Genomic DNA, 12807 nt, shown 5'->3' with positions numbered 1-12807 from the left:
ATGAGGTTCGGTGTGCGTGACGTGGTCGGTGACCGTGCCCTGGTGATGGCGATCGTCAACCGCACCCGGGACTCCTTCTACGACCGGGGGGCCACCTTCGCCGACGACGCGGCGATGGCGGCGGTGGACCGGGTCGTCGCCGAGGGCGCCGACATCGTGGACATCGGCGGCGTGAAGGCCGGGTCCAAGGGCGAGGTCGTGGACGCCGCCGAGGAGACCCGCCGGGTCGTGCCGTTCGTGGCCGCCGTGCGGGAACGGCACCCGTCGCTGGTGATCAGCGTCGACACCTGGCGGCACGAGGTCGGGCGCGCGGTGTGCGAGGCGGGTGCCGACCTGATCAACGACACGTGGGCGGGTGCCGATCCCCGGCTGGCCGAGGTGGCGGCGGAGTTCGGGGTGGGCATCGTCTGCTCGCACACCGGGGGTCTGCCGCCGCGGACCGATCCGCACCGGGTGCGGTACGCCGACGTCGTCGCGTCCGTGGTGTCCGAGCTGGTCGACCGCGCCGAGCGCATGGTCGCCCTGGGCGTGCCGCGTGCCGGTGTGCTGATCGACCCGACGCACGACTTCGGCAAGAACACCTGGCACGGGCTCGAACTGCTGCGCCGGTTGGACGAACTGGTCGACACCGGGTGGCCGGTGCTGATGGCGTTGTCCAACAAGGATTTCGTGGGCGAGACGCTGGGTGCCGAGGTGGACGAGCGGGTGGACGGCACGCTCGCCGCCACGGCCGTGGCCGCGCTGGCGGGGGCGAAGGTGTTCCGGGCGCACCAGGTCAGGCGGACCCGCCACGTGGTGGAGATGGTGGCCGGCATCGCGGGCACCCGGCCACCGGCGCGGGTGTCGCGGGCGCTGGCCTGATGCGCGACTGGTTCGCCGCGCGGACCTGGCAGAGTCCTGAGTGGACGGTCGAGGAGCTGGTGCGGGCCAAGGGCGGTCGTGCGGTCAGCGTCGTGCTGCCCGCGCTCGACGAGGAACGCACGGTCGGTGCCGTCGTGGCCGCCGTGCTGCCGTTGGTCGGCGGTCTGGTCGACGAGCTGGTGGTGGTCGACTCCGGTTCGCGGGACGACACCGTGCGGGTGGCGCGGGAGGCCGGCGCGCGGGTCGTGCGGCGCACCGACGTGCTGGCCGACCTGCCGCCGTGGCCGGGCAAGGGCGAGGTGCTGTGGCGGTCGCTGGCCGCCACCTCCGGCGATCTCGTGGTGTTCCTGGACTCCGACCTGGTCGACCCCGATCCGGGGTTCGTGCCGGCGCTGCTCGGGCCGCTGCTGTCGACGTCCGGCGTGCACCTGGTGAAGGGTTTCTACCGGCGGCCGTTGCACGAGGCGGCGGCGGGCGGCGGGCGGGTGACCGAGCTGGCGGCCCGGCCGCTGCTCAACGCGTTGCGGCCGGAGTTGGCCGGTGTCGTGCAGCCGCTGGGCGGCGAGTACGCGGGTACGCGCGAGTTCTTCGAGTCGGTGCCGTTCGCGGCCGGGTACGGGGTGGAGGTCGGGCTGCTGCTCGACGCCTGCGACCGGTACGGATTGGCGGGGATCGCGCAGGTCAACCTGGGGGTGCGGCGGCATCGCAACCGGTCGTTGCACGATCTTGGGCCGATGGCGCGTCAGGTCGTCGGCACGGTGCTGCGGCGCTGCGGCGTGCCGACGACGTCCGACACGCTGACCCGGTTCGTGCCGGTGGCGGGGGAGTGGGTGCCCGATCCGGTGGACGTGCTCGTGGCCGACCGGCCGCCGCTGCGCTCGGTGTGCCAGCGGTCCCGGTAGTGGCCCGGCACGGCCAGCAGCTCGGCGTGCGTGCCGCGTCGGGTCACCACGCCGTCCTCCACCACGAGGATCTCGTCGAAGTCGACCAGCGGCGCGAGGCGGTGCGTGACCAGGACGACCCGGTCGCGGGCGGCGTCGAGGACGCGGGCGAGCACCTCGTCGCCGTGGTCGACGGCCAAGCCCTCCACGGGTTCGTCGAGCAGCAGCACGTCCGGGTCGGCGAGCAGCGCGCGGGCCAGCACGAGCCGTTGGCGTTGGCCGCCGGACAACGCGGTGCCGTGCTCGCCGACGACGGTGTCCCACGGCACGTCGAGGTCGACCGTCCGGGCGACACGGTCCAGGTCCGCGTCGGTGGCGTCGGGTGCGGCGAACACGACGTTGGCGCGCACGGTCGCGTGGAACACGTGCGAGTCGGCCAACGCGCCTTTCGCCACGCCCGGGTGTGCGGCGGCGATCGCGTCCAGCAGCGTGGTCTTGCCCGCGCCGCTGCGGCCGACGATCGCGGTCCGGCGCCCTGGCGGAAGGGGGACGGTTACTGGCGTTTCCGCTTGGGCCGCAAGGGTTTCGCGGAGGCGGTCCAGTGAACCCCGCACCTCGGCGAACCGGTGTGCGGCGGCGGTGAGCGGGATCGTCATCTCCAGCACGGCGACGGCGCCGAGTACGACGTGACCCGGTTCGCCCTGCCACAGCAGGAAGACGGCCGTGCCGAACTGCACGACGACCGCCAGACCGCCCAGCGCGGCCGTGCCCAGGGAGCCGAGCTTCTCCTTGCGCGCCAAGGTGTCCACGACCTCGCCGGTGGCGTCGAGTTCACGGTCCAGCGCGGCGAACGCGGTCAGCTCGGCCGCGCCGTCCAGCAGCGTCACGGTCCGCTGTGCCAGGTCGGCCCGCACGGGCGCGAGGTCGCGCAGCCGGGTGGTCGACCACCGGTAGGCGGCGAACGGCAGGAGCGCGCCGCAGCCGGCCAGGCCGATCACGAGCGGCAGCGCGAAACCCGTCGCGATCAGTGCCGCCAGGCCGACCGCCGCGGCGACGGCGGCGGGCAGCAGGCAGCGCAGCACGACGTCCTGGAGAGCGTCCACATCGGACACCAGGCGGGTCAGCGCGTCGCCGCCGGGCACGGGACGGCGGACCAGCGCGTCGTACACCCGCCCGCGTGCCTCGACCAGGAAGCGCAGCACGGCGTCGTGGCCGGCGAGGCGCTCGGCGTACCGGAGCGTGCCGCGCGCGATCGCCAGCGTGCGGACCGCGATGATCGCCACGGTCAGCGAGGCCAACGGCGGCTGCTGCGCCGCGTGCAGGATCAGCCACACGGCCGTGACCGTCAGGCCGATGCCCGCCAGTTCGGCCGCCACCCCGGCGAGTACGGCGGTGACCAGGCGTTTCATCGCACCTCCACGATCCGGTCCACGACGTCGAGCAGGGCGGGCCGGTGGGCGACGAGCAGCGCGGTCCGCGTCCTCGACCACTCACGGGCGGCGCGGAGCACGGTCTCCTCGGTGCCGTTGTCCAGCCGGGCGGTCGGTTCGTCCAGCAGCAGCAGGCGGGCGTCGGGGCGGACCAGCGCGCGGGCCACGGCGACGCGTTGACGTTCGCCCGAGGACAGCGGGTGGCGCTCGTCGAGCAGGTGGGCCACGCCGACCGCCGACGCGGCCTCCCGCACGTCGCCGGGACCGCCGAGCGCGATGTTGCCGCCGACCGTGCCGGGGAACAGGGTCGGTCGCTGCGGTACCCACGCGAGCTGCCGCAGCCACGCCGCCCGGTCGAGTTCCCGCAGGTCGACGCCGTCGACCAGGACCCGTCCGGAGGTCGGCGCCACCTCGCCGAGCAGCAGGCCGAGCACGGTGCTCTTGCCCGCGCCGGACGGGCCGACCAGGGCGATCCGCTCGCCCGGCCGCACCCGCAGGACGAAGTCGGCCAGGGCGGGCGCGTCGCGGTCCGGGTAGTGCACGGTGACGTGGTCGAACACGATCTCGGCCGTGCGCAGGTCCGGCGGCCGACCCGCGGCCGTCGCGGCGGCCGGGCGCGTAGCCGCGTTCTCCGACACCGCGTTCTCCAACACCGCCAGCCCTTCCGCGCTCGCGTGGAACTGCGCACCGGCCGCGCGCAGCGGCAGGTACGCCTCGGGGGCGAGCAGCAGCACGAGCAGCGCGACGTGGAGCGTCACGCCGCCGTCGAGCAGCCGCAGGCCGACCGGCACCGCGACCAGCGCCACGGACAGCGTGGCGACCAGTTCGAGGACCAACGCGGACAGGAACGCCACGCGCAACGTCCGCATCGTCTCGGCGCGGTGGGCGTCCGCCATGGCCCGCACGGTCCGGGCCTGGGCCCGCGCCCGGCCGAACATCCGCAGCGTGCCCGACCCGCGCACCACGTCGAGGAAGTGGCCGCCGAGCGTGACCAGCGCGTCCCACTGCCGCCGCGTCCGGTCGCGGGTGTGCTTGCCGACCAGGGCCGCGAACACCGGGATCAGCGGCAACGTCGCCACGATCGGCAACGCGGAACCCAGGTCCGCGAACGACAGCCGGACCAGCACCGCGACCGGCACGGTCACCGCCACGACGAGCTGCGGCAGGTACCCGGCGAAGTACGGCTCGACCGCGTCCAGGCCGCGCACCACGAGCGTGGTGACCTCGCCCGCACGGGCGCCGCGCCGCGCCGCCGCGTCCCGCAGCAAACGCTTGCGCAGCAACGCCTTCACGGTGGCCGCCTCGCGCTGGGTGACGATCCGGGAGCCGGTCACCACCAGCGCGCGTGCGGCGACGACGGCGATGAGCGCCCACCAGTCCGGGGCGCCGGTCAGCGCGCCGACCAGGACCTCGGCCTGCACGAGTACGACCGCGGCCGTGAGCACACCCAGCAGGCCGAGGACCAGGACGTAGCGGCGGTCAGCGTGCCGCACGGGCCAACCGCCACGTGAACGCCTGGAACGCCAACGCCACCGGGATCACCGCGAGCGCCACCCACGACAGCGCGCGCAACGTCGAGGCGTGCGCCATCACCTCGGGCGTCACCACGTCCTGCGCGGCGAACACCGTGAGCACCGGCAGCACGCACGCCGCCGCGCTGCACCCGAACGCGACCCGGAACGCGCCGGCCCGCAGCGCGAACCGCAGTCCGATCAGGACCGCCGCCGCGACCACCGCGCCGAGCACGCCCAGGACGGGTTCGCGGACGGTGGCGCCCAGCGCCAGGGCGAGGACGACGAACACCCCGGACGCGACCGCGGCCCACCCGGCGTAGCGGATCGCGCGGGCGCGCAGCGGACCCTGCAACCGCCACGCGAGGAACACGGCACCGTGCAGCGTGAACAGCGCGACCATCCCGGCCGCCCACAGCACCGGCGAGCCGCCGACCACGTCGCCCAACAGCACGCCCCAGCCCGCGGCGACGGCCAGCGCGCCGCCGACCAGCGGCACGTCCCACAGCGGCGCCGTGCCGCGCAGTTGCACCGCGGCCGTGAACGCCACCAGCCCGCACAGCAGCACGACGACCGTGCCGTGGTGGGCGTGCAGCAGTTCGCCTTCCAGGCGGGGGAACGCGCCGAACAGCACGCCCGCCGCCGCGATCAGCCACACCTCGTTGCCGAGGAAGAACGGCGTCATCGCCCGCAGCACGCGACGGTGTTCGGCCTCGTCGCGGCCGACGAACCGGGCCAGCAGGCCCACGCCGTAGTCGAAGCCGGCCAACGCGAAGTACCCGGCGGTGAGCAGACTGAGGAGTACGACCCAGAGAGCGTGCACGGCTGCCTCCTAGAGCGCCGGGACGAGCGGGGACACGGGCGTCGCGGGCGCGTCGACCGGTTCGGGACCGCGGCGGGCCAGCCGGGCGATCAGCACCCAGTCGGCGACCGCGAGCACGGCGAACAGGGCCGTGAAGGCGATGAAGGACGTGAGCATCCCGCTCTCGGAGACCGGCGACATCGCGTCCTCGGTGCGCAGTACGCCGTAGACCAGCCACGGCTGACGGCCGAGTTCGCGGTAGAGCCACCCGCCGATCGCGGCCAGGAACGGCAGCGGGATCGACAGCACCATCAGGTACAGCGGGAAGCGCAGTCGGATGACCCAGTCGCGCAGCAGCAGCGGCAGGCCGAGCCAGCTCGCCAGGAACAGCGTGAAGCCGGTCAGGATCATCAGGCCGAGGCCGATGCCGCCGAGGGTGCCGGCCGCCGCCGACTTGTCCGGCTGGAACTCGCCGATCACCGGGAACTGGCCGAAGCCCGCGCCGATCAGGAACGGGGTGGCGAGCGCGGTCGTGACCACGCCCAGGCGCAGGGAGGAGCGGAAGAACTCGTTCTCCTTGGTGCGCTTGATGAGGTGGTAGGCGCTGACGCCGGTGACGAAGACGCCGCCGACGGTCAGCGCGGCCGAGAACACGTGTGCGAACGCGACCCTGAACGTGGGGTTGGTCAGCAGTGCGCCGAAGTCGACCAGGCGCAGGACGCCGCCGTCGTCCACGTGCCCGACGGGGTGCTGGAGGAAGCCGTTGGCGACCATGATCCACAGCACCGACGCGTAGGCGGTGAGGGCGGTCAGCCAGATCAGCGCGAGGTGGGCCCACCGGTTCAGCCGGTCCCAGCCGAAGATCCACAGGCCCAGGAACGTGGATTCGAGGAAGAACGCGACCAGCGTCTCGGTCGCCAGCGGCGCACCGAACACGTCGCCCGCCACCTCGGCAAGGCCCGACCAGTTCAGTCCGAACTGGAACTCCATGACGATGCCGGTCGCGATGCCCAGCGCGTAGTTCACCACGTACAGCCGGCCCCAGAAGCGGGTCATCCGCCACTGGACCGGGTTCTTCGTCACTGTCGCCCGGGTCTGGGTCACCGCCACCAGCGTCACGAGTCCGAGCGTCAGCAGCACGAACAGGAAGTGGAAGGAGGTGGTGACCGCGAACTGCAACCGGGCGAGACCGAGTGCGTCCATGGGTAGCCACGGTATATGTAGTCAGACAACATGTGAATGGGGGATGTCCCCGATGTGTCCCGGGTCTCTCATCGGTAGAGTGACTACCTATGAAGTCCGATGCGTTGCGCGGTCACCTCGACGCGCTCCTGCTCGCGGTGCTGGACGGGGGACCCCTGCACGGGTACGCGATCATCGAGGCGTTGCAGGCCCGCAGCGGCGGCGCGCTCGACCTGCCCACCGGCACCGTCTACCCGGCGTTGCGGCGACTGGAGACGGCCGGGCTCGTGGTCAGCGACTGGAGCACCGTCGGCGGTCGGCGACGGCGCACGTACAAGTTGACCAGGACCGGGCAGAAGGCGCTCGCGGCCGAGCGGACCGCGTGGCGCGAGTTCACCACCGCGATCGAGGGCGTGCTCGGAGGTGGGCCGTGGCCGACGCGGGCGTGATCGACCGGTACCTGGCCGACCTCGACCGGCGGCTGCGCGGACCCGGCCCGGTCAAGGGCGACCTGCTCGCCGAGGCGCGCGACAGCCTGGCGGACGCGGCCGAGGCGTACCGCGCCGGCGGCGTGCCCGAGGCCGAGGCACAACGGCTGGCCGTGGCCGAGTTCGGACCGGCGCACGTGATCGCCCGGGACTACCAGTCCGTGCTCGCACTGGCACAGGGCTCGCGGACGTTGCGCGCGATGCTGTTCGCCGTGCCGCTGATGTACTCGATCTGGGGCCTGAACCAGGTGTTCTGGATCGGCGAGTGGCCGCCCCTGCCGGGCGGGGTCATGCCCGACTGGTACCGGGTGATCGCCCACATCAACGATCGGATCGGCTGGATCGCGGCGGCGACGGCGTTGCTCACCCTGGTCGCGAGCCGGTACCTGGCCCGACGCGGCACGTCGACCGAGGCACTCGGGCGGCTGACCGGATCGGTGTCGGTGGGCATGGTCGGCTTGGCGCTGTTCTGCAACGTGTCCATCATGGTCGCCACCCTGCACCTGGACCCCGAACGGATGATGTCCTCCCCGCCCATGACCTCGGCCAGTCTGGTGTCCTTGCTGGTCCTGGGAAGGTTGATGGTGCTCGCGCGTCGTTGCTTCTCGTTCGCGTCCGGCTGACAATTTCGGTTATCGGCCGCATGCGCGCCGTCCGTCCGTCGATGGGCCGCCCAAGGGAACCATCGGTGACGACGAGCGGAGCAGAGCGGATGGGCAAGCTCATCAATCGTTGGCGGGTGGGCCGCCGCATCGGCGTGACGCTCGCCGTCCTGCTGGCACTGACGGGCACGGTCGCGGCCGTCGGGCTGGTGGGCCTGCGAGGGCAGCACCAGTCGGCGGAGGAGATCGCCCGGCTGTCCCAGCTGGACAACACGGCGATGCAGGTCAAGTACCGGTCCGCGGACTTCAACGGCTGGCAGACCGCCTACTCGTTCGACGTCGCGCGCGGCATCGCCGGGGCGGCCGAGGAGAGCGCGTCCGCGCGCACAGCGTTCCTCAAGTCCGCGCAGGCGTTCCAGACCGAACTGGGTGCGCTGGGCGCACTGGAGCTGACCGACGGCCTGCGGGCCCGGGTCGACCAGATCGGCAAGGACTTCGACCGGTTCATGAAGCTGGACGAGCAGATCGTCGCCGCGTACCGGTCGGGTGACCCGGCCTCGGTCGCCACCGCGAACCAGCTCGTCGCCGTCGACGAGATCGAGATCTTCAACGCGATCGCCGCCCAGGTCGACCAGATGGTCGCCGAGGTGGACCAGGCCGTGGCCGACGCGACCGCGAACGCCGACACGCAGTCCGGGCAGGCCACCCTCGTGATGATCCTGCTGGCCGTCGCGGCGCTGCTCATCGGCGGGTTCTGCGGCATCGTGCTGCTGCGCTCGATCACCCGTCCGCTGACCTCGCTGCGTGCCGGCCTGTCCGACATCACCGAAGGCGACCTGACCCGGCGCCTGGACGCGTCGGGCGGTGACGAACTCGGCGAGGTCGCCCGCAGCTTCAACGCCCTGGCCACCCGCATGCAGGAACTGATCGGCCGCGTCGCCCAGCGCGCCGTCGATGTGGCGAGCGCTTCGGCCCAGCTCGGCGGCGTGAGCCGGCAGCTCGCCGAGAACGCCGACGACACCAGTGGTCGGGCGAGCGAGGCCAGCGCGTCGGCCGAGGAGGTGTCCCGGATGGCCGGTGCCATGGCGTCCGCCGCCGAGGAACTGCGCGCCGCCATCGACGAGATCACCCAGAACGCCAGCCGTGCCGCCGAGGTCGCCGGCGCCGCCGCCCGCGACGTGGTCGCCGCGGACGACACCGTGACCAGGCTCGTGGCGTCGACCAGCGAGATCGGCGAGGTCGTGAAGCTGATCAGCTCGATCGCGGAGCAGACCAACCTGCTGGCTCTGAACGCCACCATCGAGGCCGCACGTGCCGGCGAGTCCGGCAAGGGCTTCGCGGTCGTGGCGGGCGAGGTCAAGGCCCTGGCCCAGCAGACGGCTTCGGCGACCGAGGACATCACGTCCCGCATCCGCGCCATCGACACCGGAAGCGCCGACGCCATCGCCGCCATCCGGCAGATCTCCGCGGTGGTCGGCTCGATCAACGACACGCAGAACGTGATCGCCGCGGCGGTCGAGGAGCAGACCGCGGTGACGGCCGAGCTGAGCCGTGCGGTCCAGGAGACGGCCACGGGTGCGCTCCGCATCGCGGAGGGCATCACGGGTGTCGCCCAGGGCACCGAGACCACCAGCGCGGCGGCCGGGGAGGCCCGTTCGACGGCGGACGACCTGACCACGGCGTCGAGTGACCTGAACCACCTGGTCAGTGCTTTCCGGTACTGATTCCTGTTCTGCGCTCAGGGGCGTGAGGTCTTCGGACCTCACGCCCCTTTGTGTTTCCGCGGGTCTTTTCGGCTGCCAGGGATGCGATGACCTGGCATCGCGACCAGTTTTAAGGTACCTTGCAACTATGTCCGCGGCTGCCTCAGAGATCAACTTCAGCGATCTGTCGAACAAGCCGGCCGACTCCGTCCGCAAGCTTCAGGAGTCGCCCAGCCGGACACTGCTCGTACATCGCCGTGGTGACGAGGAGGACCTTGTCCTCACCACCGCCGGTCGGGCACGGGAGGTCCGTGAGGTCGTCTCGACCACCACGGCCCTCTTCGTGGCGTTGATGCAGCACAGCGAGAGCGTCCGGGACCTGGTGACCGACGTGATGCCCACAGCCTTCCCCTGGGTCCGCTTCCTGCCGCGCGAGGACATGCGGGCATTCGTCGTCGAACTCGTCGAGACTCTGGAAGCCGCCGACTCGCTGGGCACCCCGGCCCCGGTCACGCAACTCATCGACCAGTGGCGGCACACGGCCGAAGTCCACGCCGACCCACGACTTCTCGCGGTCCTCAAGCAGGACGGCGGCGACCTCGGTGATGTCCCCGCACCAGGAGCGGCCACCGCGTGAGCCCGAAGAAAGGCGATCCGGTCGCCCCGCCCGCCATCGGGGACGAGTGGCGCATCCGCTACTGCACCACTGAAGCGATCAAAGGTTGGCAGGACCTCGAAACCCGAGCCTCGGGCAACCTGCGCCAAGCCTGGGACACCATGCGCGAAGACCCGGGTCCGGGTCCGGGCAAGCCGACCAACCGCCACCATCAACTCAAAGGCAGCCTTGCCCACGGCACGCACAACGGGAAGACCCTTCCCCGTTGGCAGATCGAAGTCACCGGCGGCGACCGTATCTGGTATCTGCTGGACGCCGACAAACACACCGTATGGGTCCAGTACGCAGGTGCCCACCCCAAAGCCACCGAATAGACGGTCACTCGGCGGGCACCGACCGCAGCTCGATCGCCTGCCGGCTTTCCGGTACTGATGATCGTGCTCGAAGGGCGCAGGGTCCTCGGACCTCGCGCCCTTTTGTCGTTGGGCAGCGGTCCGACGTCGGAGCACCTCGGGACCACCGATCGCTCGACGCTGTAGGTCACAGGTGCTTTGGGGTGCGGGTGAGCAGGTCGACGAGGTCCGGGTTGTAGAAGCAACGGGCGTAGCCGTGGTGGTTGTAGGGGACGACGAGTCCGCGGTCGAGGAACCGTCCCAGGATGTTCACCGCGGTCTTGGCGCTCATGGGGTGTCGGCGGGCCAGGTCCGGTGCGGTGATCAGGCCGCGGGTGAACAGGTCGCGCAGGGCCAGGCGGGACAGGCGCCCGAAAGGCAGCAGGGTGGCGAGGCGGCCGTGCAGGCGTTCGAGGTCGTGCAGGGTGGTGACGGCAGCGTGGCAGGCGGCGGTCGTCGCGTCGGCGACCAGTCGCACGAAGTGCTCGGCGTCGGACGCGTCTGCCTGGTGTCGACGGGCGACGAGGCCGCCGGCGAACGGCAGCCAGGGACCGGACAGGAGTCGGCTGACGTCCCCGGCCAAGGCCATGCGGTGGGCGTGGTGTGTCGCTGCCGGTGAAAGGTGGCGCACGGCGATCTCGGCGAGGTCCACCGGCCGGGGTGTCGCGGCTGTGGGGGCGTGGTCGTGGTCGAGATAGGGGACGAGGGCTCGGTCGGTGTGGACGGGGCGGTTGCGGGGGCGGGGCAGGGCGTGGTGGATCAACTCCAGCAGTGCGGCGTGGACACCGTCGAGGCGTGCCGAGTCGCGGGCCTCGCACCACCGCATGAGTCGCGCCCAGTCGGCGGCGTGTGCCGAGCGGGTCGCGGCATGGTCCAGCCACGTCAGGGCTTCTTCCGCGCGCCCCAGTGCCTTTGCCGTGTCCGTGCCGATCGGGGGCATCCGGGTGGTGCGCGGTCGGTCGGCAGGCAGGGGCGTGGCGGTTCGGGGAGGCGCGTTGGGGGGCAGGGGGTCGAGGCTGAGCGCGATCCGTGTCGCCGTCTCACCGCCCGCCTTGGGCAATGCCCGGCGGGCGAGGTCCGCGAAGTGCCGTGCGGCCGAAGCCCGGCCCGCGCGGGCCAGGGTGCGGGCGACGACCGCGAGTCGCCGTGCCGGGTCGTGCGCGTCCCGCACCGGCAGGCCGGGAAGTCGGAAGGCGCGGTCCAGCGCGGCGCACCAGCGGCCCCGCGCGAGGTCGGCTTCGATCCGGGCGACCGAAGCGGCCTCGTCGGCATCACGGAGGGCGGGAATCGGGCTCATGCCCCGTCCGCCTCGAAGTGATCGGCGGTGAGGTCGCCGGCCACGTCGAGGGCGGCGTCGAGCAGACCGGGGACGTGGGCGACGACCGACGAGCGGACGCGCCCGTCGGGCAGTCGGCCCACGACCACGACCGCCGTGGTGCCCTCCGCCGGGCGGTTGTCGCTCGCGCGGACGTTCCGCGTTCCGCGTTCGGCGGGCAGGGGGATTCCTTCGGCACGTCGCCAGGCGGTGTCGCAGGCGGTGCAGGTGGGCCAACACCCGTGCGGGTGACGGGGAGGAGAGGTGGCCGGGACGGTCACGGCCAGGCCGCACAATGTCGTCCCGTCGGTCCCGGCCGCGAGTCCGGCCGGGACGGCGTGCCGTTTGCCGTCGTGGGGCAGCCATCGGAACCTGCGTGCCACGCCCGCCACCCTTCCTCGACGTCGGTGTCGGTGTCGGTGTCGGTCAGGCCGGGACGTTCTCGTCGGGTTCGGGTGCGGCGAGGATGTCCAGGGCGATCGTGCAGCGGGTGGCGAGTTCGTGGACGGCGCGGGGGCTCAGGACGAGGTCGATCTCGTTGCGGCCGAAGGCGATGCGGACCTCCTCGCCCACAACCTCGTGCCGGATCGGGGTGGTGTCGCCGATCGCGGCGCACACGCTGGTGGGGATGGCCAGGACACTGTTCATCGAAAGAACTCCTCGACTCTGTTCGGAAATGGAGAGAACGTGCAGGGGGTGTCACGCCGAGGACGGCGTTCGGCGGGGATCGGGGGTCAGGCGGGGGCGGGGTGGGTCAGGGCGTCAATGGCGGCCCCTGTCGCAATTCCGAGGACGGCGAACCCGAAGAATTAATGCAATGTTCTGCTGAAAATCCCAGCTCAAGATCAATCCCATTCGGTGTGGACGTTCATTTCGATCGGATATTCCGCTTTTTCGTGCCGGCCGGCATCGCGGAGTCGATCAACGGGCTGCGCAACCTGTCCATCGTTGTGCGACCGGCCTTTCTGAGGGCGTAGCCGAGCGGTCATGCCGGACGTGGCTTGCCGAAGCCCGCATGCGCTTG

The 12807-nt window shown here is 72.0% G+C and carries 13 protein-coding genes and 1 pseudogene; 7 read left to right on the top strand and 7 right to left on the bottom strand.

The genetic code is table 11. The annotated features are described in order from the left end of the window. Complete coding sequence (gene folP / locus F4559_RS28565; RefSeq protein WP_184673942.1) at nucleotides 1–861, top strand: dihydropteroate synthase; 861 nt, start codon at nucleotides 1–3, stop codon at nucleotides 859–861. Beyond that, a complete protein-coding gene (locus F4559_RS28560; RefSeq protein ID WP_184673941.1) occupies nucleotides 861–1763 on the top strand; it encodes a glucosyl-3-phosphoglycerate synthase in 903 nt (300 codons plus the stop codon). Before folP ends, F4559_RS28560 begins: the two co-directional genes overlap by 1 nt. 197 nt (nucleotides 1764–1960) lie before the next feature. Here F4559_RS28560 and F4559_RS35600 read toward each other — a convergent pair. The 4 genes and pseudogenes from F4559_RS35600 to F4559_RS28540 form a co-directional block, all read right to left on the bottom strand. After that, a pseudogene (locus tag F4559_RS35600) lies at nucleotides 1961–2398 on the bottom strand (ATP-binding cassette domain-containing protein); the annotation flags it as partial. A 749-nt stretch (nucleotides 2399–3147) separates the two neighbouring features. Continuing rightward, nucleotides 3148–4665 (bottom strand): thiol reductant ABC exporter subunit CydD, encoded by a 1518-nt coding sequence (cydD, locus tag F4559_RS28550; RefSeq protein WP_184673940.1) that lies wholly within the window; start codon nucleotides 4663–4665, stop codon nucleotides 3148–3150. Continuing rightward, a complete protein-coding gene (locus F4559_RS28545; protein ID WP_184673939.1) occupies nucleotides 4652–5506 on the bottom strand; it encodes a cytochrome d ubiquinol oxidase subunit II in 855 nt (284 codons plus the stop codon). The genes cydD and F4559_RS28545 overlap by 14 nt, the downstream gene beginning before the upstream one ends. Nucleotides 5507–5515: 9 nt before the next feature. Next, a complete protein-coding gene (locus F4559_RS28540) occupies nucleotides 5516–6688 on the bottom strand; it encodes a cytochrome ubiquinol oxidase subunit I (protein ID WP_184673937.1) in 1173 nt (390 codons plus the stop codon). A gap of 89 nt (nucleotides 6689–6777) precedes the next feature. Between F4559_RS28540 and F4559_RS28535 the strand changes: the two genes are divergently transcribed. The 5 genes from F4559_RS28535 (at nucleotide 6778) to F4559_RS35595 (ending at nucleotide 10450) form a co-directional block, all read left to right on the top strand. Beyond that, nucleotides 6778–7116: a PadR family transcriptional regulator gene (locus F4559_RS28535; RefSeq protein WP_184673935.1), complete on the top strand. Its 339-nt coding sequence runs from the start codon at nucleotides 6778–6780 to the stop codon at nucleotides 7114–7116. Further along, nucleotides 7098–7778 (top strand): permease prefix domain 1-containing protein, encoded by a 681-nt coding sequence (locus F4559_RS28530; RefSeq protein ID WP_184673933.1) that lies wholly within the window; start codon nucleotides 7098–7100, stop codon nucleotides 7776–7778. Before F4559_RS28535 ends, F4559_RS28530 begins: the two co-directional genes overlap by 19 nt. Before the next feature lie 89 nt (nucleotides 7779–7867). Next, a complete protein-coding gene (locus F4559_RS28525) occupies nucleotides 7868–9481 on the top strand; it encodes a methyl-accepting chemotaxis protein (RefSeq protein WP_184673931.1) in 1614 nt (537 codons plus the stop codon). Nucleotides 9482–9608: 127 nt separating this feature from the next. Continuing rightward, nucleotides 9609–10097, top strand: coding sequence for a hypothetical protein (locus tag F4559_RS28520; RefSeq protein WP_184673929.1), 489 nt, complete (start codon nucleotides 9609–9611; stop codon nucleotides 10095–10097). Then, entirely contained in the window at nucleotides 10094–10450 is a 357-nt protein-coding gene (locus F4559_RS35595) for a hypothetical protein (protein ID WP_184673927.1), read from the top strand. The genes F4559_RS28520 and F4559_RS35595 overlap by 4 nt, the downstream gene beginning before the upstream one ends. Nucleotides 10451–10616: 166 nt before the next feature. Here the strand turns inward: F4559_RS35595 and F4559_RS28510 are convergent, their stop codons facing one another. The 3 genes from F4559_RS28510 to F4559_RS28500 are packed head-to-tail and all read right to left on the bottom strand — an operon-like array spanning nucleotide 10617 to nucleotide 12431. Continuing rightward, nucleotides 10617–11765, bottom strand: coding sequence for a hypothetical protein (locus tag F4559_RS28510; protein WP_184673925.1), 1149 nt, complete (start codon nucleotides 11763–11765; stop codon nucleotides 10617–10619). Beyond that, nucleotides 11762–12166, bottom strand: a complete 405-nt coding sequence (locus F4559_RS28505; RefSeq protein ID WP_184673923.1) for an HC3 family zinc finger protein — start codon at nucleotides 12164–12166, stop codon at nucleotides 11762–11764. Before F4559_RS28505 ends, F4559_RS28510 begins: the two co-directional genes overlap by 4 nt. Before the next feature lie 43 nt (nucleotides 12167–12209). Next, a complete protein-coding gene (locus F4559_RS28500; protein ID WP_184673921.1) occupies nucleotides 12210–12431 on the bottom strand; it encodes a hypothetical protein in 222 nt (73 codons plus the stop codon). Nucleotides 12432–12807 lie beyond the last annotated feature (376 nt).

The organism is Saccharothrix violaceirubra (genome assembly GCF_014203755.1).
Taxonomy (GTDB): domain Bacteria; phylum Actinomycetota; class Actinomycetes; order Mycobacteriales; family Pseudonocardiaceae; genus Actinosynnema; species Actinosynnema violaceirubrum.
The sequence above is the reverse complement of the archived record's forward strand: the minus strand, read 5'-3'. Positions and strand labels throughout refer to the sequence as shown.